This window comes from Moritella sp. 24 (assembly GCF_018219155.1).
Lineage (GTDB): Bacteria > Pseudomonadota > Gammaproteobacteria > Enterobacterales > Moritellaceae > Moritella.
Map to the genome: position 1 here is coordinate 2,551,669 of NZ_CP056123.1, position 26,168 is coordinate 2,577,836.

The following is a 26,168-nucleotide window of genomic DNA, read 5'->3' on the forward strand; positions in this document are numbered from 1 at the left end:
TCTCTTTAATAGATGCGGTGTTAGTTATGACTAGCTTTCACTCATTAACTGACAAATTTTCGCTTTTAATGTATCAATCGCAAAACGGTTTTTACCACCACGCGGAACAATAAGATCTGCATATTGTTTTGATGGTTCAATGAACTGCAAGAACATTGGACGTACTGTATCATTATATTGTTCAATAACCGATTCCATTGTTCTGCCACGTTCAGCAACATCACGTTGTAAACGACGAACAAAACAAATGTCTAGCGGCGTATCCATAAATACACTTGCGTGAATAATGTTACGGATATTTGGATCTGTGAGTAATAAAATACCTTCTAAAATGATCACTTTCTTCGGTGTCAATTTAGTTGTCTCAGCCATACGCGTATGTTCTGTATAACTGTACGTCGGGATTTCTACTGCATTGCCGTCACTTAAACCCTGTAAATGACTGCACAATAACTTATGGTCCATCGCTTGTGGATGGTCATAATTTGTTTTAACTCGGTCTTCCATCTCGAGGTGACTTTGATCACGGTAATAACAATCTTCGGTAATTACTGCAATTTGTGATTCGCCGAATTCTGCAACCAGTTCGTTATAGATAGTTGAAGAAAGTAAGCTTTTACCAGATGCAGAAGCACCTGCGATTGCGATAATCACACAAGAGTTAGATGTATTATTCATTAATTAAATGATCCGTTAGGGCTTAAGACCCCGTTATTATAGAAATTTATAGTCCGTCATTCTAGGGAAATCCTAAAAATACCTATATTAAGTTATAAAACTACCTATATTAAGTTAGAAAACTCGCAGTATTAGCTGAATTTAATCGGAATCTCTGTTGATATAGTGTCCGCTTGAAAGAACATTTTACTCACAATATCATTTGCTAGCTGTGCGTACACGGCTGAGAACGCAGAATCAGGTCGTGCAGCAACCGTCGGAATACCAGCATCAACATCCGCACGTAAATCAATATGCAAGGGTAATTGAGCAATACATTCGGTATCAAAACGTGCCGCCATTTTCACCACCCCACCAGTACCAAAAATTGCTTCTTCATGACCGCAGTTATTACAGATATGTGTGCTCATGTTTTCGACAACACCTAATACAGGTACTTTCACTTGTCTAAACATGCTGATCCCTTTCGCTGCATCTGCAAGCGCCACATCTTGTGGGGTTGATACGATCAACGCACCTGTTACCGGAATATTTTGACTGAGTGTTAATTGAATATCACCTGTACCCGGTGGCATATCGATGAACAGATAATCAAGTTCACCCCAATGGGTTTCGCCAAGTAACTGCATTAATGCCTTACTCGCCATTGGTCCACGCCAAATCATTGCTTGATCATTCAGTGCGATAAAACCAATACTATTAACAGCTAAACCATGAGCATTAATCGCTTTCATGGTATTACCATCATATGCTTCTGGACGAGATTCGCTAACACCAAGCATTAATGGGATTGAAGGACCATAAATATCCGCATCCATAATACCCACTTTCGCCCCCAACTTAGCCAACGCCAATGCCGTATTAACGGTTGTTGTTGATTTCCCTACCCCACCTTTACCTGACGCAACGGCAATCACGTTCTTAACACCCTGGATAGCAGGAGCATCATTACAACGTGCAAGTGTGGCAATATCCAGTTTGATATCCCATTTAACGCTATCAACACCTTTAATTAGCATGATTTTAGGGGCTAACTTGGTTTCTAACTCATGTTCAAAATCTAAAGAAGGGAAAGGTAGACGCAGCTGAATTTCAGCACAACCGTCCTTTTGAAGCACTGTTTCAAGTATATTCGTGTCTGCTATATTTTTTAACCAACCTTTTGGCTGAAAAATTCCAACAAGCTGAGTGACTTTTGCAATATCCATAACCGCCTCTTATATTTAAACTGATAAGTGTTTAGCTTTTAAGCATTTATACTTTATTAATCTACTATATCAATGATAAAGCAAAGAATCACAAATAAATACGCTAAAAATAGCAGGGTTTTTAGTCTAACATCTATGCTTTATAAGCCGTATCAGGTAACATCGGATAACTTTATTTTTCACCACAAGATGAATCAGATTTTTATGACATCAGAACGCAAAATCTTAGTAACAAGCGCATTACCTTATGCCAATGGCCCTATTCACTTAGGACACATGCTTGAGTATATCCAGACTGATATCTGGGCTCGATTCCAAAAGCAACGTGGCCACACATGTACTTATGTATGTGCAGATGACGCACACGGCACGCCAATTATGCTTAAAGCGCAAGAGCGCGGCATAACGCCGGAAGCAATGATCGCGCAGACTAAAATTGAGCACATGGCTGATTTTGCTGATTTTAATGTTGGTTTTGATAACTATCATTCAACACACAGTGATGAAAACCGTGAACTAGCAAGCATGATCTACACGCGTTTACGCGACAATGGTCATATCAAAACGCGCGTTATTTCACAGCTATTCGATCCTGAAAAACAAATGTTCTTACCAGATCGCTTTGTTAAAGGTATCTGCCCTGAATGTAAGAGCGAAGATCAAAACGGTGATAACTGTGACAACTGTGGCGCAACGTATTCTCCAACAGATCTAATCTCTCCTAAATCAGTTGTATCTGGTGCTGAACCAGTACTTAAAGATTCAGAGCATTACTTCTTCGACCTGCCTGCTTTTGGTGACATGCTAAAAGAATGGACACGTTCAGGTTCGTTACAAGAAGAAATCGCAAACAAACTAGGCGAATGGTTTGAAGCAGGCCTACAACAGTGGGACATCAGCCGTGACGCGCCTTACTTTGGTTTCGAGATCCCTGATGCGCCAGGTAAATTCTTCTACGTTTGGTTAGACGCACCAATCGGCTACATGGGTAGCTTCAAAAACCTATGTGATCGTAGCGATGACTTAGACTTTGACGAATACTTCAAAAAAGATTCAACGACTGAACTTTATCACTTCATTGGTAAAGACATCGTTAACTTCCACAGCCTATTCTGGCCAGCAATGCTTGAAGGTACGGGTTTCCGTAAACCAACAGCTGTATTTGCACACGGTTTTGTTACTGTAAACGGTAAGAAAATGTCTAAATCACGCGGTACATTCATCATGGCGCGTACTTACTTAGATAACCTAAACCCAGAATACCTACGTTATTACTACGCAGCTAAACTAAGCAACAAGATTGTAGATTTAGATTTAAATCTAGAAGATTTTGCACAGCGCGTAAACTCTGACGTTGTTGGTAAAGTAGTTAACCTTGCAAGCCGTACTGCTGGTTTCATCTACAAACGCTTTGATAAAAAACTAGCAAGCGAAATTTCAGAACCAGAACTACTGGCTGAATTTGTTGCTGCTGGCGATACCATTGCTCAGTACTACGAAACACGTGATTTCAGCAAAGCAATTAAAGAAATCATGGCGCTTGCTGATAAAGCAAATGCTTATATCGCAGACAAAGCACCGTGGCAATTAATCAAGCAAGAAGGTTGTGAAGCTGAAGCACACCTTGTTTGTACTATGGGTATCAACTTATTCCGTATCCTATCGGTTTACTTGAAACCAGTACTACCAGCAATGGTTGCTGAAGTTGAGAAATTCTTAAACGATGATTTCAACTGGGATAGCTACAAAACAGTATTAACTGACCACGAAATCAATAAGTTCAAACCGTTAATGCAACGTGTTGAAATGGACAAAGTTGAAGCAATGGTTGAAGCATCTAAGCAAAACTTAGTGGCTGCTGAAGAAGAGAAAGAAGAAGTAGTTGTTGAAGAAACACCTATTGAACTTGCTTCTGACAAGCACCTTAAAGATGAGCCAATTGGTGAAATGATCGCATTTGATGATTTCGCAAAAGTTGACTTACGTATTGCTAAAATTGTGAAAGCTGAACATGTTGAAGGCGCTAAGAAATTACTTAAGCTAACCTTAGATGTGGGCGGTGAAACGCGTCAAGTATTTGCTGGTATCAAATCAGCTTACGAACCAGAGCAACTTGAAGGTCGCTTAACGGTTATGGTTGCTAACTTAGCACCACGTAAGATGAAGTTTGGTATGTCAGAAGGCATGGTACTTGCTGCTGGTCCTGGTGGAAGCGATATCTTCGTACTAAACCCGGATGAAGGTTCTGAACCTGGCATGCGCGTAATGTAATTAAGTTCGGTTATCTGAATCGTTAACTAAAACGATTCTAATTACTGATTTTTAAAGGGACTCAAGCTTGAGTCCCTTTACTGTTATATAACGTATGATTTATAACTAAATTTAAAACGATAAGAGATTGAAATGACAGCTCAAATTATCCTTGCTAAAGGCAAAGAAAAAGCACTTAAACGTAGACACCCGTGGATCTTCTCTGGCGCAGTACAGAAAGTAAAAGGCGAAGTAGAAGTTGGCGGTACTGTTGATATCATGAGTGCTGGCGGTGAATGGCTAGCAACTGGTAGCTACTCTCCAGAATCTCAAATCCGTGTACGTGTATGGCATTACGACCGTGGCGTAGAAATCGATCAAGCATTCTTTGAAAAACGCATCAAACAAGCACAATCATTACGTGATGAGTTAATCGAAGAAAAAGGCCTAACTGGCTACCGTTTAATCGCTGCTGAATCAGATAGCCTTCCTGGTATCACGATTGACCGTTACAACGATTTCTTAGTATGTCAGCTATTATCAGCGGGTGCAGATTTTCACCGTGAAACATTAGTTGCAGCATTAAGCACACTTTACCCAGAATGCAGCATCTACGAACGTTCAGATGTAGCAGTACGTAAAAAAGAAGGCCTAGAGTTAGTACAAGGCGTTCTTAAAGGTGAAGAGCCACCAGAAGCAGTTATCATCGAAGAAAACGGTGTTAAAATTGAAGTTGATATTAAAGGTGGCCACAAAACTGGTTTCTATCTTGATCAACGTGATAACCGTAAAGCTGCTGCAAAATATGCAAAAGGCAAAGACGTACTTAACTGCTTTAGCTACACAGGTGGCTTCGGTGTTTACGCACTACAAGCTGGCGCTAAATCAATCACTAACGTTGATTTATCACAACCTGCACTAGACATTGCAAAGCGTAATGCAGAGCACAACGAACTTGACCTTTCAAACGCCTCTTTTGAACGTGCTGACGTATTCAAACTGTTACGTCAATTCCGTGAAGAAGGCCGTACGTTTGATACGATCATTCTTGATCCGCCTAAATTTGCAGAAAGCAAAGCACAAATGAAAGGTGCTTGTCGTGGTTACAAAGATATTAACTTCGTAGCAATGCAAGTTCTTAAGCCAGGTGGCACACTGTTAACATTCTCATGTTCAGGCCTAATGGAAGATGGTTTATTCCAGAAAATTGTTGCTGATGCAGCACTAGATGCAGGCAGAGATGCTTATATCGTTGAACGTTTATCACAAGCGGGTGATCATCCAACGGCTAGCTTCTATCCAGAAGGTTATTATCTAAACGGTTTAGTACTAAAAGTTTTATAAATGAGACTTTTAACCTTGTAATAAATCGGTTTTAGTTGCAAAGTGGCACTCAGATAGAATTTTATTCTCTATTCAGTGCCACTTTTAACAAGGCCAATGTTATGAAAGAAAACCTCCTTAAAGCACTTTCGAGCTTACCAGTATCACTTCAAAGCCATGTTCTACCTATAATCTCTAAACCTGGTTTTAAAGGCGTTATCAACGCTGAAGATGTCGACCTATTACAACTGCATTCTGCACTAGAAACGCCTGAATTATTACTGAGTTTATTACCACTCGCAGCCGCATTTTCTGTCGCACCTATTTCCAATTTTAATGTTGGTGCAATTGCACGCGCAGAATCTGGCAACCTGTATTTTGGTGCCAATTACGAATTTACCAACCAAGCATTATTCAATAGTGTTCACGCAGAACAAGCGGCAATCAATAACGTATTTAGCCATCATGAATCAGCGATTTTAGATATTACAATCACTGCAAGTCCATGTGGCCACTGCCGTCAATTTATGAATGAATTAAGCTGTGCAAATGAATTAATTGTCAATCTAGCGGCAAGCGGTAGTAAACCATTATCGGCACTATTACCTGACTCTTTTGGTCCAATTGATTTGGGCGTAACAGCTCCCCTACTTGCTTCTGAAGCAGCAGAGTTAACACTGACTGGTAACGAATCAACGCTGACAGAAGCAGCACTACAGGCGGCAAATACAAGTTATGCACCTTATAGTCATTGTCATGCAGGTATTGCGCTAAACACTCAGGATGGCGAGACAATTACTGGACGTTATATTGAGAATGCGGCATTTAACCCGTCATTATCGCCATTACAGTCAGTATTGATCAATTTAAATTTAGCCGGTTACACATTGGCTGATATTGAAGCGATGACGCTAGTTGAAAAAGCAGAAACGAAGATGAGCCATGCACAAGCAACACAAGTGCTGGTTTCAGAAATGAATATAGAAAATTATCAGCATGTATTTGCTAATTAAGTACGTGTGCTTTACATACTAAGCACTAAAAATGAAAGCATCAACGATCATAAGATACTCGATGCTTTCACTGCTGTTATTCAATGAAGTGACGATATATAAATAAAGTCACTTCATGAAAAACAAAAGTTACAGAACACCCAGTTCACGTAATCTTTCGTTCAAGTAGCTTTCAGACGTATAACGCTCCGAAATAACCACTTCAGCTTTAGCATGCAAGAATAGCGGTAAAGATACACGCGCTTTTGTCATGTCCGCACCTTCTGGATTAATTACGCGATGCGTTGTTGATGGGAAGTAACCACCAGACGCTTCTTGTAGCATGTCACCAATATTAATAATGATGTTACCAAAATCACTTGGTACGTCTAACCAAGTACCATCTTTCTGGAGTACTTGTAGGCCAGGTTCATTTGCTGCCGGTAATACCGTTAGCATATTGATGTCTTCATGCGCAGCTGCACGGATAGCACCGACTTCTTCATTACCTGTCATTGGTGGGTAATGTAGTACGCGTAATAACGTGCGCGAGCTTTCTTCAACCATTTTTGATAATGGAATGCTGTATTTTGCAGATACGTCAGCTGGTGAGAATTCTTCAACCCAATCCAGTAATTCAGCTGCAAGTGCATTTGCTTTTTCGTAGTACGCTAGAATATTTTCTTTTAATGACTCAGGAATACGACCCCAAGTGTATACATGGAAATACTCTTTAATATCTTTAACGCTGTGACCTTTTGCTGTTTCTGAAATAGCAGCAGGGAAAAAGCCATCTTGCGTTTCAGGTTTGAACAAGAAGTCATGCTTTTCTTCAGTTTCGAAGAATGCTTGCCACTCAGTGTAAATCGCTTGAACTAATTCCGCATCAATCGGATGATTAGTTAAAACACCAAAACCTGTTTCACGAAGTGATTTTACAAACGCTTCGCCGCTGTTTTCTGCACGGTAATCAATTGCTACTAATGTCATTTTATATACTTCTTTGTAAAATATTATGCGGATGATAGAAATTATCGAACATAATGTCTACTATTTCTCCTTATTTTAGCTATATCTGTTCGTAAATAATGCATACACACATATACCGTCGTTCATAAACGATACTATCTAGTTTTGAATGAAACGCAGTGTATGAAAGTAACGATATATCTGCCTGTAATATTTAACTCTCAGAAAATAAAAAGGGCTACATAAATGCAGCCCTTTTCGTGTTAACAGATTAAATATCGACGTAATAAACCTGTCAGTAAACACGCAATATTATTGTTCTAAACCATTCAAGTAAGAAATAGTCGCCGCCATTTCTTCTAATGTTTTATGTGCACTTGAGTTAACTAAGTATTTACCTTTCACTAAGAATGCAGGTACTGATGCAATGTTCGAGTTAGTCACAATAGCTTCAGCTCCAATCATTTTTTGATACACAACTTCATGCTCTGCTTCACTTAAATCAATTGGGCTCTTCATGTTATATTTAGCAAAGATTTCGATCATTTGTGCTTTTTTCTGCTCTGGCGTCATTGCTGCCGCAGGTTCTTCTTTTTTAGGTTCTTCACCGCCATGGCCATGATCATCACCACCGTCTTGCGTGTAAGCAAATAGCTCAGCCATCATCTCTTCACTTGGTTTGCCATCACTTTGGATCTCAGCCGCATAATAAACATAAGCTGAACGCTGTGCACTTTCATTAAATGTCACGTGCGTTTTCGCCATGTCCACTTTCGCCAACTCTTCAATCACAGGAATCATTGACTCCATATTACGACAGTTACCACATGCAAGAGAAAAGATTTCTACAACATCAGGTAAGTCAGACATTGGTGTAGGGATAATTGTATATTCAGTTCCTTCTTTTGGACTAGTGTCCTCGCTGCAACCAGCAAGGGCAAAGAAAGAAACAAAAACGAGTAACAGTGGCTTAAAGAGTGATTTCATAAAATAGTGGACCATAAGTTGAAGATGGGGTTGAAAAGATCGAGAGCGTATAACGTATAATTAATACTGTCGAATAAGATTACCTAGCTTTACTTTCGTTATGATTTAGATCAATTAAGCCAAAATATTCATATTCTCCACTTAATTGATAGACATAAATAACATTTTGAATAAGCATTACAAAAGAGCAATTAAACCAATAGCTTATGTATTAAATAGATATTAATCACGCAGTACATCAAATATACAGAATAAACAGCGCCAAAGGTGATCCAGATGCAGCTTATTATATAAACGAATGTACAATAAATATCCTTATAGATATTATTCAATTTATAGCACTATTCCATAAGCATGCTATCGATTAATTTTATAAGGGATTAACGAACGTGAATTTTTTATCTAGTTTTAAAGGACGTATCATTACAGTTGTAATGTTACTTGTTATTTCATCGCTGGTGATTGCTAGCTTTATTTCTTATCAACAATTATCTACTTCTATTGTCAGTAATATAGATAAATATTCACACTTACAAGTTGATAGTACTGCAAATAAAGTAAACACCTGGTTCCAAAGTATTAAGAAAGGCCTCGTCGCTACCGCACCTGACTTTGCTGAACCTCGTGATGACGCACAGTTATTATTGATGGTGAAACAGGTATCTCTCGCTACCAACGCAAATGACATTTTGGCTGGTTATGAAGACGGTAAAGCAATTACAGTAATAGATGGCAAGCTAAGCTTAGATAGTTATGACCCACGTGACCGTGACTGGTATAAAAACGCAAAACAAAAAGGGTCAACAATCATCACCGGAATTTACAATGATGCGACAACCGGTGGATTGATGATCAGTATCGCAGAACCTTTCTATCATAACGGCCAGTTTACAGGGGCCTTATTAGCAGATATGCCTCTAGAAACAGTAAGTAACTTTATTCAGAATTCATCGTTTGCAAATACCACACTTAGTTTATATGACATGACAGGCATGACCATCGCGTCAACAGATAAACACCAAGTTGTAGGTAAGTCGATGGACTCCACTAGTGCCGTATTAACACCATTTAAAAATACGCTGTCAAATAACCAAAAAGGTACATTCGAATTTAACCAAGGTCAGGTAACAACACTTGCTTATTTCACGACATTAAACCTTGATGATGCCATATCTTGGAAAGTAGCAATTACTGTAAACAAGTCATCTCACTTTATCGCCATAGCCGAAAGTTTAGAGAGTGCATTTATCACTGGACTTATTCTTGTCTTCTTAGCCAGTATTATCATTTTAGTCGCGTTGAACCGTTTATATCAACCTATCCTATCGTTAAAAGAAACCATCGTAGACTTGGCCGAAGGTAATGGTGATTTAACTCGCCGTATTAAAGTACACAGTAACGATGACTTAGGCCAAATAGCAGAAGCAGTAAACAGATTCACAGCCAATTTACAAAGTATGATGCTCGAAATATCTCAGTCAACAGAGTACATCACCGATGGTATTAGCGCACTTCGTTCGCAAACAGAGCATAATAATAACGTGCTGTTAGACCACGCAAGTGAAACTGAACAAATTGTTGTTGCGATCACCGAGATGAGTTCAACAGCTGACAGTGTTGCTCAAAGTGCCGCGCAGTCTGCCACATTTACACAAAAATCAACCGATGAAGCCAGACGCTCAAAAGAAGTCGTGCAAGGTGCGGTTCATGGTGTCGCCGAATTAGTTAGCGAAGTTGACACCATGGCGATTAGTATTCAAACGATGAACGAAGATACGAATAAGATCAGCTCTGTGCTTGGTGTCATTGGTGAAATAGCCGACCAAACTAACTTACTCGCACTAAACGCTGCCATTGAAGCTGCCCGCGCAGGAGAGCAAGGTCGAGGCTTTGCCGTTGTTGCCGATGAAGTCAGAACCTTGGCAGCAAGAACACAAAAAAGCACTGCAGAAATTAATGACATGCTAACGCGTTTACGTCATGGTGCTGATTCGGTTGTTAAAGCAATGCATACTACAAAAGCAAGCTGTGAACAAACAGCGGAAACAACTGAAAGTGTTAATCACAATTTAGATTCAATGACGGAATCAGTATTAGAAATTAATGACCTTGGCATTCAAATTGCCACTGCAGCCGAAGAACAAAGCTCAGTAACAGAAGAAATTAACCGTAATATGACATCAATTCAAACTATGGTGCACCAGTTAAAAAACAACAGTAATAAAACACTTAATAATACGCACGATCTGGCGAGCAACAATACGCATTTGATCTCTATAGTGAGCCAATTTAAGCTTAAATAAATCCCTCCTTATTATACGCATTAACCCTACTCAGCTAGGGTCAATGCGTACTGCTTGGCTTCATTCCTTATCATCGAAGAACAATTATAAATCAGATAACAGCCCTCCAGCCCTATCAGAATTTATCACTTAATGGTTACATTTGTTATATTTACGTGATCAATGTCACTCACTGATAACTTTAAATGCGATATTACGTTTTCCTGCCGATAAGCTAATAACAATGTAGGAGCGATAGTGCTATCGCAGTAATTCGAGTGGACTCACTCGATACTAATTAATATAAAGGATGTACCCACGTGAATTTCTTATCAAGTTTTAAAGGCCGGATAATTACAGTCGTGATACTACTGCTCATCACGACGCTCGCAATTTCTAACTTTCTTTCTTATCGCCAAATGTCATCACTCATGAAAGATGACATTGATAAGTATTCAACGCTAAAAGTCTCTAGTACATCCGAAAAAGTAAACGCGTGGTTCCAAACAATCAAAGACGGTTTGATTGGTACGGCACCTGATTTTTCTGTACCGCGTGACGATGAACAACTTAATTTAATGGTGACACAAATTAACGCGTCAACAAAAGCAACAGATATTCTTGTTGGCTTTGAAGATGGCCGCTCTTATAGCGCGTCAGCAGGACGACGTTACGTTAATGATTACGACCCGCGATCACGCGGTTGGTATGAAGAAGCAAAGCGCCAAGGTAAAACAATTGTCACACCTATGTATAAAGATGCATTTACAAAAAACTTGCTAGTGAGTATTGCGGAACCCTTTTACAAAGATGGACAACTACAAGGTGTATTATTAGCTGACGTTGAATTAAATGTCCTTGAAGATATCGTTAAATCATCTGCATTTGATCATGCGACAACCAGTTTATTTGATGAATTCGGCACCGCGATTGCTTCTACCAATAAAATCGATAATCCAGGTAAATCAAAACTTGCTGATAACGCCGCACTTGCACAGTTACAACAGGAAATGTTAGCGGCTGATGAAGGTAAACTCATCCACTCTGTTAACGGTAAAGAAAAAATCAGCTATTTCGAATCTGTTAAGCTAGATAAAACATTAAGCTGGCACATATTAGTCACCCTCGATAAAGAAGCACACCACGCTATCATTACCGACAGCTTAGAAGATTCGTTAACCACTGCAGTAATAATGACTATTATTGTGTCGTTATTAATTTACGTTTGCTTGAATAAACTTTACCAACCAATCCTCGCATTAAAATCAACTGTACAAGATCTCGCACGCGGTAATGGTGATTTAACACAACGATTGGATGTAACGAGTCAAGATGACTTAGGTCAAATTGCCGAAGCAGTAAATACCTTTATTATCAACCTACAAACTATCATGCTCGATATTTCACAATCATCAACGCATATTTCTGCCGGTATTGAGCAACTACGTACTCAGACTGAATATAACAATACAGTGTTAATTGACCATGCAAGTGAGACTGATCAAGTTGTTGTCGCCGTCACTGAAATGAGTTCAACAGCCGACAGTGTGGCACAAAGTGCAGCACAGAGTGCTACCTTCACACAAAAATCAACTGATGAAGCACATCAGTCTAAAAATGTCGTTCAGGGTGCAGTAAACGGTGTAGCAGACTTGGTTAATGAAGTTGAAGCAATGGCGCTTAACATTCAAACCATGAATGAAGACACACATAAGATAAGTACTGTACTCAGTGTGATTGGTGAAATTGCAGATCAAACTAACCTACTCGCACTAAATGCCGCGATTGAAGCAGCACGCGCTGGCGAACAAGGCCGTGGTTTTGCCGTGGTAGCTGATGAAGTTCGTACACTGGCAGCAAGAACACAACAAAGTACCTCTGAAATTAATGAAATGCTGACCCGTTTACGTAATGGTGCAGATACTGTTGTAAAAGCAATGGATACCACCAAGTTAAGTTGTCAACAAACTGCGGATACAACCGCAAGTGTCAACGATAGCCTAGACTCAATGACAACGTCTGTGATGCAAATTAACGACCTTGGTATTCAAATTGCGACTGCCGCTGAAGAGCAAAGCTCAGTAACGGAAGAGATTAATCGTAATATGACGATGATTCAGAATATGGTTTCTCAGCTAACTGAAAACAGTGACAAGACGATGGATAGCACACATAGTCTTTCTAGCTCGAATGAGCAACTAATGACCATTGTGGGGCAATTCAAACTTAAATAAATAAGCCATATACAGGCCTTTATCATTTAAAGGCCTGTATTTAACATTCACTTCTATTTTTTTTCACTTAATTTTCTGTCTTCATTTACTTAATAATCTACTGCCCACACTGTAACGCACTCAATTTAAAGATGATTATTTTATCTAAAACACACTTCAAATGTAAGCGTTCGTCATTGAATCTAGATTGTGTAATTTAACTATATACAACCACCCGTCCCATCTATATTATCCGCTAAATTGTATATATCAAACGATATGTACATATGATATTTTATCGAAAAATAAATACTAACGAACAAATAATTAGCACTTTAAAGGATTTTATCTCGTGGACTTTTTAACTAGTTTTAAGGGCCGAATCATCTCGGTCGTTATTTTATTATTGATAACCTCACTGACTATTGCGAGTTTCATCTCCTACAAGCAATTATCAACTTCGATGGTAGAGAGTATTGATCAATATTCAGAACTTAAAGTCGAAAGCACAACAGATAAAATTACAGATTGGTTTGTCACAATTGAAAACGGATTAGCTAAAACAGCGCCTAGTTTTGCAACCACGCGTGATAATCAACAGACATTACGTATGGTGAGACAGGTTGCAAATGCAACTCAAGCAACCGATATTATCGCAGGCTATGAAGATGGCCGTACATTTAGTGCATTAGATGGGCAAGTGCCGCTCTCTGCATTCGATGCAAGAACCAGCGCTTGGTATAAAGCAGCAAAACTAAATCGCACAACAAGCATTACCGATATTTACAAGCATTCGATCTCTGGTGAACTAATCATTAGTATCGCTGAACCTTTTTATGAAAACGGTCAACTTAAAGGGGTACTACTTGCTGATATAAACCTTAATATGCTAAAAGAAATGGTGAGTAAATCCGCATTCTTTGGTGCAACAACCAGTCTTTACGATATTAATCGTATGACAATTGCATCAACAGATAAACGAGAAAATATTGGTAAAGAAATGCAACGCTATAACAAACGTTATGCAGCACTTCAAACACAAATATTTCAAAATGACACAGGTACATTTGAATTCAAGGCTGATGGAAAAAATCAAATTGTGTATTATAAAACCTTACAGTTAGATGATAAATCGAGCTGGAAGATTGCTATCACTATTGATAAATCAGTACACTTTGCACCTGTCTCCCGCGGTCTAAATAACGCTATCATTTCAAATGCCCTGCTTGTTATCATCGCATCTCTTATTATATTTGTATCCCTGTCACGCTTATACCGTCCAATTCTTGCGTTAAAAGCTACAATCTTAGATTTAGCAAAAGGCGATGCCGACCTGACTCGACGTTTAGACGTGAACAGCCGCGATGACCTCGGGCAGATTGCGGAATCGGTCAATGCATTTGTCAGTAATTTACAACGCATGATGTTAGAAATATCAGATTCAACAGAACATATTTCAATGGGTATCGAGCAATTAAAAGCACAAACAGAACAAAACAATGCTGTACTTATCGACCATGCGAGCGAAACAGACCAAGTGGTGGTCGCTGTAACAGAGATGAGTTCTACTGCCGATAGTGTCGCACAGAGTGCAGCACAATCAGCGACCTTTACTCAACATTCAGCTGATGAAGCCCACCAATCAAAAGCCGTTGTCGAAGGCGCGGTTCACGGTGTTGCAGATTTAGTTAATGAAGTTGAAGCAATGGCGCTTAACATTCAAACCATGAACGAGGACACCCATAAGATAAGCAAGGTATTAAGTGTGATTGGTGAAATTGCAGATCAAACTAACCTACTTGCATTAAACGCAGCAATTGAAGCAGCTCGCGCAGGTGAACAAGGTCGTGGTTTTGCGGTTGTCGCAGATGAAGTTCGCACCCTTGCAGCGAGAACACAACAAAGCACATCTGAAATCAATGAGATGCTTGCGCGTTTACGTAACGGTGCCGATATGGTTGTACGCGCGATGGATATCACGAAAGCAAGTTGTCAGCAAACAGCTCAAACAACAGCAAGTGTAAATGACAATCTCGACTCAATGACAAGTTCGGTCATGCAAATTAACGATCTGGGTATTCAAATTGCGACGGCTGCTGAAGAACAAAGTTCTGTAACAGAAGAAATTAATCGTAACATGACGATGATCCAAAGTATGGTCAATCAACTTACCGAAAATGGTGAGAAAACAATGGATAGCACACGTAATTTGGCAAGCAGTAATGAGCAATTATTGACGATTGTGGATAAATTCAAACTGAAGTAATAATGAAGTAATGCATTAAGCTTTGTGGTCTATTTTTATAACCACAAAGCTTTTTAATATGTAAAAAAGAATATCCTCTGCATTAAACCTCTATTACAACAGCTTACAAAACCCTACCCTAAGAAACATATGGATGATAGTATATTGAAATAATCGCCATCCGCTGAATTTATATCGGCAAATCAGTTAAATGGCAACATTTCTAACTATTAAAGGGTATAGGTTCACGTGAATTTTCTATCAAGTTTTAAAGGGCGAATAATTTCGGTCATTATTCTACTCCTAATAATCACTTTAACGATCTCTAATTTCTTTTCTTACCGTCAATTATCTTCTTCAATGTCGAGTAATATCAATGATTACTCTATGTTGAAAGTTGACACTACATCCGCAAAAATTAACACCTGGTTTCAAACAATCAAAGAAGGTTTAATTGCAACGGCACCTGATTTTGCACAAACACGCAGTGACGCGCAAATACACCTCATGGTAAAACAAATCACAGCGGCAACAAAAGCCAGTGATATCGTTGTTGGCTTTGCTGATGGTCGTTCTTATGGCGCGGCAAGTGGTAAACGAGATTTAACAAGTTATGACCCTCGTACACGTGATTGGTATACATTGGCACAGCAAAAACGCGGTCCGATTGTAACGGCAATGTATAAGGATGCATTAACAAAACAATTACTGATTAGTATTTCTGCACCCTTCTATAAAGATGGTCAGTTAGCAGGTGTACTCCTTGCTGATATTGAGCTTGGTGTTTTGAATGATATGGTACGTGAATCTTCATTTGCGAATGCTGTCACCAGTTTACATGATAATCAAGGCACAACCATCGCCTCAACCGAGCAGATTCGTAATCCAGGCCAGAGTAAATTATCTGATGATGCTGGCTATGCACCACTACAACGAGAGATGCTAACAAAAGATGAAGGTGTAACAAACTTCACTGTTAACGGTGCGGATAAAGTCAGTTATTTTGAAGAAATTAAACTTGATGATTCAATGAGCTGGCATTTACTTATCACGATTGATCAATCAGCACATTACGCAACAGTAAAAGAGCTATTAGAAGAAAGTGTATTTAGTGCCCTACTACTTATCCTGATTGCTTCAGCGATTGTATATGCAGCACTTAACCAGCTATACCGTCCAATTTTGGCATTAAAATCTACAGTTGTAGACCTTGCACAAGGTAATGCCGATTTAACACAACGCCTCACTGTAAACAGCAATGATGATTTAGGTCAAATCGCTGAAGCAGTGAATCGCTTTGTGATCAACTTGCAAGATATGATGCTAGAGATTTCACAATCAACAGAGCATATTTCAGCAGGCATCGAGCAATTAAGATCGCAAACTGAACAAAACAATACGGTATTAACTGATCATGCGAGTGAGACAGACCAAGTCGTTGTAGCCATCACAGAAATGAGCTCAACAGCAGACAGTGTTGCTCAAAATGCAGCGCAATCAGCGACATTCACTCAACAGTCTGCCGATGAAGCACACCAGTCTAAAGCGGTTGTAGAAGGCGCTGTACACGGGGTTGCTGACTTGGTAAATGAAGTCGAAGCAATGGCGCTTAACATTCAAACAATGAATGAAGATACTGACAAGATCAGTAGTGTATTAAGTGTCATCGGTGAAATTGCCGACCAAACTAACTTACTTGCATTAAATGCGGCAATTGAAGCAGCACGTGCTGGTGAGCAAGGTCGTGGTTTTGCGGTTGTTGCAGATGAAGTACGCACGCTAGCAGCTCGTACACAGCAAAGCACCTCAGAAATTAACGAGATGCTTTTACGCCTACGAAACGGCGCTGATATGGTAGTTCGTGCGATGGATATTACCAAAGCAAGCTGTCAACAAACAGCAACGACAACTGCAAGTGTGAACGATAACCTAGATTCAATGACAACGTCTGTGATGCAAATTAATGACCTTGGTATTCAGATCGCGACAGCAGCCGAAGAACAAAGCTCAGTAACGGAAGAAATTAACCGTAACATGACGATGATCCAAGGCATGGTTAATCAACTTACCGAAAATGGTGACAAAACCATGGACAGTACCCGTAACCTAGCAAGTTCAAATGAACAGTTAGTGGCAATTGTTGGTCAGTTTAAACTGAAATAATGCTAACAAATAAGTCATACTAACGAATAAGTAATTCAAGCCACCTTAAATAGTTTTAAGGTGGCTTTTTATTAATCCTATCTCAAGCCATCTTTAATTAAAATGCCCCAAACCGTACCCGTACTCGAGATCATCTGGCCCTTGCCATTGCTGATGCCTGTCATATAGCGTATCAAGTGAGCCAATAAAATCCTCACCGAGTTCATTTCTGGTGTCTGATAATACCGAGTAGCTTCCTGACTGCGCAATTTCGACGGCAGGCGATGGTGAAGAACTGGGGATTAAACGGTAAATATTTCGAGATACACGCGCACTACGGATGGTTTCTTTGACTAGCTTAGCAGTAGCGACTTTACCCGCAGTATACTTACCTAGGCTCGGTCCAGATTTTGATCCTAAGCGAGAGTGCTTTGTGCCCAGTTTTAGTGCTGTTGAGTTTGAGCCGGTAACTTTATCCTTTGCCATTCTTGCGGGTACACGAGCGCCAAAACCGACCTTAAAGATATTACTACCGACTTTTAAAATTAACCCCGCCTTGGCTAAAGTCTCATTACCGTTAAATGCAGAGGCGGCTTGAAGTGAAGTACCTACCGTATCAACCGTTTCGGCACTGAGTTCTGCTTTGGATAACCATTTAGATTTTGAAAATTTTTGAAAGGTGCTATCAGACTGCTGCCCCATTTTCTTAAGCTGCTTTGCACCATTGTCTACCGCTTTTACACCACTTAACGAGACAGAAGAGGCTCCACTTGCTAGGTTCGAAACGATAGACGCTTTTGAAAGTGCATCGTAAGACGGATGCGACGGATCATCAATAACGGCTGCCGCGATACCCGTTGCACCAGATATCAGCGATGTAGTTAACTTTGTCAAACTAAGCGCAAGCGTTGGAATGCTCGATAATCCCCCAGTCATAACAGTTGTTACCATATTAGCAATGCCATACATGATACGTAAAATCCCCCCAACAATACCACTCACGTCAGCTCTACCGCTGGGATCTATATTATTAATGGGATCGTTTGAGGCAAAAGAATATCCGTTCAAACCACCGTCACCAAACGGTGCCATTTCACCATCAAATTGGTGGAAACTACCTAAGGCTGGGTTGTAAACACGGTAGCCATTGCCAAGGTGATACATATCCAGTGCAAAATCTTTCGGCTGGCCATTAAATCCAACAGGGTTTTCAAAAATAATGGCTGGATCTACCGTTGTCGTGGATTTAGCGAGCAGTGTTTTTGGTGCATAAATGGCGATACCAGTCATAATCGCGCTGAACTTAAAAAATTGTCGTCTTGATAATCCATTATTCATGATGAAAACTCCTTCGTATAGCCAGAACCAAATGGCGTGTAGGTATTGACCGACTGCTTCAATTGGTCTTGTGAACGAGTCCAAGTCGATAGCACACTACCGTTCGTATCTGTTGCCATATATTGATAAGTCACTTCGTCAACGACCCTGCCAATAACGTTATCATCAACACCAATATAACTCGTACTATGGATAGACGAACATTCATTGGCAATTGAATTGAATTGATAGTAGAGATAAATCGTATCGCTGTTAAAAGGGCGCTGAGATATTAAAAAGCCTCGCGCATCATATTGGTAGCTATTAATGCTGTTACCATTACTGTCACGGATTGACTTGAGCCTATTAAATACATCGTATTCATACTGATTTCCTAGCTCATCATTGGTTAAGTTTCCCGCGCTATCATGCGTTATAGGGTAATCGATATGTTGAGTTGATATGTTTGATAACTGAGTTTTATTGAATGCGTGGTATTGATAGTCAGTACTAATCGCTTCGCTAGCAGTACTGTATGTCGTTAGTTTTGAGTCAATATTGTCGTAAATATCAAAGTTGAACGCTTGATTGGTCAATTGACCTATATTATCGCGAGGCGTTAGCTCCCCGGTAGCATTGTACTGAGTCAACCTGCCTATTTGATCATATCCCATATCTTCGTTAGTATTTCGTTTCCCCGTGATCGTGATCTGCCTGTTATCAATCTTTAGATTATTCAAATAACGAATAGACAAATCAACCTCCAGCTCACCACCTTTATGTGTTTTTCTCCCACTTTCCACACCAAAAGAATTGTAATATATGGTATTTATAAATGAGTCATATCCATTGCTATAAGTGTATTCAGTTGGCCTACTGTATGCGTCATAATTAATGACGATAGAGTTATGACCGATGCCGCTTTTACTTACAAAGTCAGTGCGTTCTATACGGCAAAGGGAATCATAAGTGACCACTTTAGACATTCCCACAAAATCCGTTTGCTGTAAAAGCACACCCATCGGACTATAGGTATAACTTGCAGTTAGTTCCTTGTCCTCCTCTGTAATATTTACTGATTCAGAAACAAGTTGCTCTAAATTGTTGTAAACATAAGTGATGGCACAATTTGAATTGGTTTCTCGAATGAGTCGACCTTGATTATCATACTGATATGTTGAGGTATTATTTTCATCCCCATCAACAATAACGGCCGTCTTCTCACCCCAAAATGGTTCGTATGTAATTTCAATCGTACTACCTGATTCAGTCTCAACACTGGTGGCTTTGGAAGATGAGCCCGTATAATCAAAGTTTATAGCGGTACCCTCAAATTTCGATTCTGTTGTTACTCGCCCTAAACCGTCATAAGCCCTTTGTCCCATGGGCGTATTATTAACACTCACTTGTGTCGTCAATAAATCATTAGTGAATGAAGCATAGTGAATATCTATCTTTATTTTTACGTCATCATCATAAAAGTATTGCTCAATTAACCTTTCGTTATCGTCATATTGGTAAAAAGTCTCTAAATCATTTTCATCAACAGTCTTAATTAATTGGTGTGCACTGTTGTAATCATTAATGGTTTCGGAAAACTCTATGTCATCAGGATCGTATTTTAAAATAGAGAGTTCTTTACCTACGATATTATATGTTGTAACTGTTCGAGTAAGACCTTCGATATAATGATTGGACTGCATGGCCACAACATCATTTTGAAATATTTCAACAGTATCATCAGGATAAGTCACTTTTGATATTTCGCCCCAATGATCATACTCTCGATACTCATGCATTGGCTTAGCTATCGAATTAATCCTGTCAAAACTTGATTGCTGTATAATTTGACCTTGCGCATCATAAATGAATTCATTGGATTTAAAGAGAGTGGCTTCATTATTTTGCTGATAAATACTAATGAGATTGTTCGCATTACTAAACTTGAAAATCTTGTTTCTACCCGTTGAATCGCTTATTGCTAGCTGGTTTTCACCATCTCCTATTGTATAGTCATAATTTCTCGAAATTTTAACGCTGTTATTGTGTGCCCAGCTTTCAGAAATCACTCTATCTAAGTCATCATGCTCTGTACTGACACTGATCCCTTGTTCATCCAGTGCGTACATCATATTGCCGGTTAAGTAGCTAAAGTCTTCACGTTTTAATGTCGTGTATCCATCATGCGTACGTAAGGTATTCGTAATTGAGAGATAAGAAGTGTCAAAAAGGTAACGATGAGATATGTGACTGGTAGATCCGTTAACGGTAGTGGACTTAGATTCAATGCGACCAAACATGTTGTTGTCGGCTTTATCTTCGTAATAAATCATAGCGACTTCGCTGTTGTGATTTATTTGTTTGATTGGCACGACGAAAATACCGTCATTGTTTAACATCGTAATTTCTTTATATTCGACGTGTTTTGAACGATAAGGCGTACCACCTAAGCTTGCGCCTGGTAAATGAAAATTTTCCGATTTTAAAAATCGGACAATGCCATAAGGTGCCTCAGGGCATTGCGCTTCAACCCCTTCTAAAGGGTAGTATTCATAGTAGCTAACACTGCCATCTTCATAAAAATTGGCGAGGATATTACCGTATATGTCATAGTCATATGTATTAGTTTCTGTTCGTTCACCACTGCTACTATAAAAAGTGACTTTCTGTTCACGCGCTAAGCTGTAGTTTGCTGGTTGATCACTGATCTTCCAGTTCAAGTTGGCAAAATAGGCGTAATCCACAACCTGATAACAAAATTCACCGTCATAAAACTGTTCTTTATCTACCAAATGATATTTATTGTAATGCCTTGTTATTTTCACATCACCATTAATAATTTCATCACTTGAATAGGTGTAGTCAGATAATGCTTTAAATAAAGTATCTTCATCTTTATCCCATGACACGCCACTGTTATAACCTAAAAAATTAAGCGTCGAGTAGTCGTATATAATGGTTTGTGATGGTTGACCATTCTCATAGATACTTTGAAATTTAGTGACATAAGGATAGTGACTCATAGGTGAACCAGATGGCGTTTTATGGCCCAGTTCTTTGTACCATATATAATCAACTTGACCTGTCGGGTGGATAACGGTATTGATCACTTTTACGTTAAGACTATATAAGGTCTCGTAGTTGATACGAGTTAATAAGTCTTCAGTGTTTGGCAAGGTTACTCGATCTAACTTTGAGCCCATTTTATAAAGCGTAATATGTCTTTCTTCACCTGTTATCGAGATTAAACTCACTTTTGTGTATGCATTAGTGGTCCAGTAATCAGTATTGAGCTCATTGCCGACACTGTCTGAAACACAGATTAAACGATAGCTACCACTATGTGCGGCGTAGTCAAAATATATTTCTTGGCCATGTGGAGATACTCGTCGTTGCAGTGTGCCGCTACTCCAATCCACAAATTCTGTTTCACCATTTTTATAAGCAATTTTTAGCCCACTTCTGGCAGACTCTCCAGGCTTAGAAATATTACTCATATAATAAACTTTGGTATCTTGGAGTTTTTTATAAGGAATAACGTATTCTTCTAAATCAGAATCATATTGAATTCTAAATCGCTGCCCATTTTTAAGCGTGAGGTTATAATTGCTTTTATCAAAGTGGGTTATATATAGCTTCCACCCTATTCCATATCCGTAATCATTTGTATCAAACGGATTGTAATAAATTTTCTTTTCAAAGTTGGGGCCCGACAGGTTATTCGCTAATAATGTCCCAAGACTAAACTCCAATGAGAATGAACCGGTACGAACGTCTACACCTGAGCTAATAAATTCACTAAAATTAAATGCGTTACTCGTCATGTCCATAACATCACCCTGTGTTAGGTATTAATATAAAAAAGCTCATCAATCTGATGAGCCTTATTATTTAGATTTTGTCTATCGAAGCACTAAATCGTCATCATCATTACCAGTGCCGAACTTAAGAGACAAGGAATGAGTGGTTCCATAAAAGTCAGTTATAGATAATTCATTAGCTCGCCTATCGGACTCTCCATTAGCGATGGAATTATCACCTTGATAATTGACACACACATTTTGGCTTGAAGCGTTTTTAATGCACTTTTTATCTGCGATCATGTAGTATTCTTCATGCATCTGATATAAAAGGAATGATGTAACTAATGATGGTGTTGAAGGAGGTGATATGATTGAAAGATCAAATGAACCCACAGTATCGCTATCCTCATTAATATGTTCAATGGTTTCTACTTTACTTGAATCATAAGCCCATAATCCAACCCAGCTAGATACACCTACAGCCCCCTGATAATCTCGTAATACATAAAATTCAGAGTCACTGTTCAAGCGAAGATTCGAAGATATTGCTTCTACCGCTCCATTACTATATTGAATATCATGAATTTGAACGTATTCACTTTGGCTATGCAGTTCATACACTTTTGCAAGATGATACTTTTCGTCTCTTATCGTGTCCGACTTTAGTTCAAACCCGATAGGTTTAGGTTTTTGGGCTGAGATATGAACTCTCGACATGTTATCACCTATACATGAGGTTTTAGCGATGATTTTATCATTACTTTGCATGCCTTTTACGACAACACATATTTCTGCTGTCGCAGGAAGATCATTCGTTTTTCTTATAAAACGTGTTTCACGATATGGTTCCCACTCTGCGTCTGTAATTGTGATATCTTCCTCGTTATTACGTTGTTCAGTTGAAGATTGGCTTGATAATATTTCATGTAAATAGTCATTTCCAACCTCCTCAACAGCCCATTCTTCATCAGTCTCAATTGGGGTCATTTCATAAAAATCACATAAAGTGATATCCGTAAATGAAAATCCTCCTAGAGCCTTATAATCAATAGCGATTTCTGCTTGCATGTTACCATTAGCATAGATATCCCCACTTCCAAGTACGCTAATCGATACGTTATATAACTCTTCTTCAGCTCCTATGGGGGATATCTCACGGCAAGAGTCATTGGCGAATGTAGCCCCAGAAAAAAAGAGAGTTATTAATAAAATAGATTTTTTCATATTTATCATCCTAATTAATATTTCCATGAAAGTTAGGCCCAAAGGCCAATAAAAAGGCTCATCAATCTGATGAGCCATTTAATTCTATTAATAAATGAACAAATCGTCATTATCGTTCCCGTTACCGAACTTAACAGTCAGTGAACGAGCGGTACCATAAAAGTCAGTTATCGTTAAATCGTTAGTCAATCTATCTGACACTAATTGCATGTGTGATGTATCTCCATCATAATTAATGCAGTCATTCATACCGTAAATACATTCTGCACAAAAATTATCTGCGATCATGAAATTCTGTTCATGTATTTGAAATAAAAAGAATGATGTAATTAATGATGATGTAGAAGGTGGTGTTATAGTAGAAAGAGAAAATGAACCGACACTATGAGAAATCGCATTAATATGCTCTATTTCGTAGACTTTGCTGGAATCATAAGCCCATACTCCAACCCAACTAGATTCCCAATTTCCTTTTTGATAGTCTCTTAGTACATTATAACTAGAGCTACCGTTTAGACGAAGAATCGAAGCTGTGGCTTCCTTTACTCCATTGCTATATTGGATATCCTTGACTTGAATAACCTGATTAACACTGTGCAGTTCATAAACTTTCGCACGATTATTTTTTTCGTCTCTAATTTTTTTAGATTTTAATTCAAACTCTGCTGGTTCAGGTAGTCCCGCTGCAATATGTATGCTAGACATGTCATCGCCAATACATGACGTTTTAGCGATTAACTCCCCGTCACTTTGCATACCCGTTACGACAACACAGACATCTGCTGAGACAGGCTCATTACCAGTGGTTCTTAAATAACGAGTATCGTAAAATGGTATCCAATCACCCATATTAGTATTTACATCTTCAAGACTGTCATCGTTTGAAGACTGTCTTGATAAGATCTCATGTAAATAGTCATTTTCTATTTCATCAACTTTCCACTTACCTTTTGCCTCTATAGGTTCCATTTCATAAGCATCACACAAGGTGATATTCATTAATGAAAACCCGCCTTGCGCTTTATAATCAACTCTGATTTGTGCTTGCATGTTGCCATTAGCATAGATCCCGCCACTTCCAAGTACACTTATCGATGGCGATTCTAACTCTTCAATAGGGCCTCCTGGGATTATGTCCCTACAAGTATTATTCGCGAATGTAGCCCCAGAAAATAACAGACCCAATAATAAAATAGATTTTTTCATATGTTTCATCCTGATAAATACTTCTATGAAGGTACGACCTAAACGCCAATAAATAGCTCATCAATCTGATGAGCTATTTAATTCAATTAATAAATGAACAAATCGTCGTTATCATTCCCGTTACCGAACTTAATGGACACAGATCGAGGAGTGCCATAAACATCTGTTATCGTTAAATCGTTAGTACGGTAATCTGACTCTCCAATTCCTGTAGGATAAGAATGCTTTCCTTCATAGTTGTAGCAGCTGTTACTACCGGTTCCGGTTTTATAGCAAAGGTTATCTGCTATCATGTAGTAATATCTATGTAGCTGAAATAAAAAGAATGACGTAATTAATGATGGTGAAGACGGGGGCGCTAAAGTGGGAAGGTCAAACGAACCGACGCTTTTAGAGTTTTCGTTTATGATCTCGACTGTATCGACTTTACTTGAGTCATAAGCCCATACGCCAACCCAACTAGATATCCTCTCTCCTGTTTGGGTATCTCGTAACACATTAAAATCTGATTGACTGTTTACACGAAGAGTCGTATTAGTGGCTTCACTTGCACCATTACGATATTTAATATCATGAATTTGAATGTTTTTATCTACACTATGTAGTTCATAAACTTTCGAAAGATGCTCGTTTGTATCATTTATCTTGTCCCAATTTAATTCAAACTCTACTGGTTCCGGTATTTCGGCAGCAACGTGGATGGTCGATACGCTATCTCCGATGCATGACGTTTTAGCGATTAATTCCCCATCACTTTGCATGCCAGTCACTACAACACAAACATCTGCAGACGCCTCAGTATCATCCGCTGTTCTTAAATAACGTGTATCATAAAACGGTATCCAGTCGGCGAAATTAGTGTTTACATCTTCAGGATTGTCATTGTTTGAAGGTTGACTTGATATAATCTCATGTAAATAGTCATTTTCTATTTCATCAACTTTCCATTCCCCGCTATCTTCTATAGGGGTCATTTCAAAGTAATCACATAAAGTAATATCCATTAATGAAAAGCCTGCTTGCGCTTTATAATCAACCCGGATCTTTGCTTGCATATTACCATTAGCATAGATATTCCCATTTCCAAGTACGGTTATCGATGGATAATCTAACTCCTCTCCAGAACCTCCTGGTGTTATTCCACGGCAAGAATCATTCGCTAATGTAGCTCCTGAAAATAAGAAACTCATTAATAAAATAGATTTTTTCATATTTTTCATCCTGATTAATATTTCCATGTATATACGATCCAAACATCTACCAAGGTAGAGTTCAGATTTCTAATTAATGTGATGCGAGAACACTTTAAAGCACCATTGTTAAGGTTTT

16 protein-coding genes are annotated in these 26,168 nt (G+C 38.9%); 7 read left to right on the forward strand and 9 right to left on the reverse strand.

The window, feature by feature from the left end; translation table 11 throughout:
* Positions 1-30: 30 nt before the first annotated feature.
* Entirely contained in the window at positions 31-678 is a 648-nt protein-coding gene (gene udk, locus HWV00_RS11345; RefSeq protein ID WP_211681275.1) for a uridine kinase, read from the reverse strand.
* Positions 679-809: 131 nt separating this feature from the next.
* Positions 810-1,886, reverse strand: a complete 1,077-nt coding sequence (gene apbC / locus HWV00_RS11350; protein WP_211681277.1) for an iron-sulfur cluster carrier protein ApbC — start codon at positions 1,884-1,886, stop codon at positions 810-812.
* A 204-nt stretch (positions 1,887-2,090) separates the two neighbouring features.
* Between apbC and metG the strand changes: the two genes are divergently transcribed.
* From metG to cdd, 3 genes are all read left to right on the forward strand, one after another.
* Positions 2,091-4,157, forward strand: a complete 2,067-nt coding sequence (metG, locus tag HWV00_RS11355) for a methionine--tRNA ligase (RefSeq protein WP_211681279.1) — start codon at positions 2,091-2,093, stop codon at positions 4,155-4,157.
* 132 nt (positions 4,158-4,289) lie between these two features.
* A complete protein-coding gene (locus HWV00_RS11360) occupies positions 4,290-5,480 on the forward strand; it encodes a class I SAM-dependent methyltransferase (protein WP_211681281.1) in 1,191 nt (396 codons plus the stop codon).
* A 101-nt stretch (positions 5,481-5,581) separates the two neighbouring features.
* Positions 5,582-6,472, forward strand: a complete 891-nt coding sequence (cdd, locus tag HWV00_RS11365) for a cytidine deaminase (protein ID WP_211681284.1) — start codon at positions 5,582-5,584, stop codon at positions 6,470-6,472.
* 129 nt (positions 6,473-6,601) lie between these two features.
* On the opposite strand, the gene HWV00_RS11370 is transcribed toward cdd, so the two are convergent.
* Both HWV00_RS11370 and HWV00_RS11375 read right to left on the reverse strand, forming a co-directional pair.
* On the reverse strand, positions 6,602-7,441 hold the full coding sequence (locus HWV00_RS11370) for a 2OG-Fe(II) oxygenase family protein (protein WP_211681286.1): 840 nt from the start codon (positions 7,439-7,441) through the stop codon (positions 6,602-6,604).
* A gap of 291 nt (positions 7,442-7,732) precedes the next feature.
* Complete coding sequence (locus HWV00_RS11375; RefSeq protein WP_211681288.1) at positions 7,733-8,407, reverse strand: thiol:disulfide interchange protein DsbA/DsbL; 675 nt, start codon at positions 8,405-8,407, stop codon at positions 7,733-7,735.
* 389 nt (positions 8,408-8,796) lie between these two features.
* Here HWV00_RS11375 and HWV00_RS11380 point away from each other — a divergent pair, with 389 nt between their 5' ends.
* The 4 genes from HWV00_RS11380 to HWV00_RS11395 all read left to right on the forward strand — a co-directional run bounded on the left by HWV00_RS11380 (position 8,797) and on the right by HWV00_RS11395 (position 17,310).
* Positions 8,797-10,710: a methyl-accepting chemotaxis protein gene (locus tag HWV00_RS11380; RefSeq protein WP_211681290.1), complete on the forward strand. Its 1,914-nt coding sequence runs from the start codon at positions 8,797-8,799 to the stop codon at positions 10,708-10,710.
* Positions 10,711-11,009: 299 nt separating this feature from the next.
* Positions 11,010-12,923 carry a methyl-accepting chemotaxis protein gene (locus HWV00_RS11385; protein ID WP_211681292.1) on the forward strand — a complete coding sequence of 638 codons (1,914 nt, stop codon included), beginning with the start codon at positions 11,010-11,012 and terminating at the stop codon, positions 12,921-12,923.
* Between the two features lie 331 nt (positions 12,924-13,254).
* Positions 13,255-15,168, forward strand: a complete 1,914-nt coding sequence (locus tag HWV00_RS11390) for a methyl-accepting chemotaxis protein (RefSeq protein ID WP_211681293.1) — start codon at positions 13,255-13,257, stop codon at positions 15,166-15,168.
* 228 nt (positions 15,169-15,396) lie between these two features.
* Positions 15,397-17,310, forward strand: coding sequence for a methyl-accepting chemotaxis protein (locus tag HWV00_RS11395; protein ID WP_211681295.1), 1,914 nt, complete (start codon positions 15,397-15,399; stop codon positions 17,308-17,310).
* Between the two features lie 93 nt (positions 17,311-17,403).
* Here HWV00_RS11395 and HWV00_RS11400 read toward each other — a convergent pair whose 3' ends face one another.
* The 5 genes from HWV00_RS11400 to HWV00_RS11420 all read right to left on the reverse strand — a co-directional run bounded on the left by HWV00_RS11400 (position 17,404) and on the right by HWV00_RS11420 (position 26,050).
* Positions 17,404-18,627 (reverse strand): RHS repeat-associated core domain-containing protein, encoded by a 1,224-nt coding sequence (locus tag HWV00_RS11400; RefSeq protein ID WP_211681296.1) that lies wholly within the window; start codon positions 18,625-18,627, stop codon positions 17,404-17,406.
* Entirely contained in the window at positions 18,624-22,358 is a 3,735-nt protein-coding gene (locus HWV00_RS11405) for an RHS repeat protein (protein ID WP_211681298.1), read from the reverse strand. The genes HWV00_RS11400 and HWV00_RS11405 overlap by 4 nt, the downstream gene beginning before the upstream one ends.
* Before the next feature lie 150 nt (positions 22,359-22,508).
* Entirely contained in the window at positions 22,509-23,633 is a 1,125-nt protein-coding gene (locus HWV00_RS11410; RefSeq protein WP_211681301.1) for a hypothetical protein, read from the reverse strand.
* An 87-nt stretch (positions 23,634-23,720) separates the two neighbouring features.
* A complete protein-coding gene (locus HWV00_RS11415) occupies positions 23,721-24,839 on the reverse strand; it encodes a hypothetical protein (RefSeq protein ID WP_211681303.1) in 1,119 nt (372 codons plus the stop codon).
* Positions 24,840-24,925: 86 nt separating this feature from the next.
* A complete protein-coding gene (locus HWV00_RS11420) occupies positions 24,926-26,050 on the reverse strand; it encodes a hypothetical protein (RefSeq protein WP_211681305.1) in 1,125 nt (374 codons plus the stop codon).
* Between the last annotated feature and the right edge of the window lie 118 nt (positions 26,051-26,168).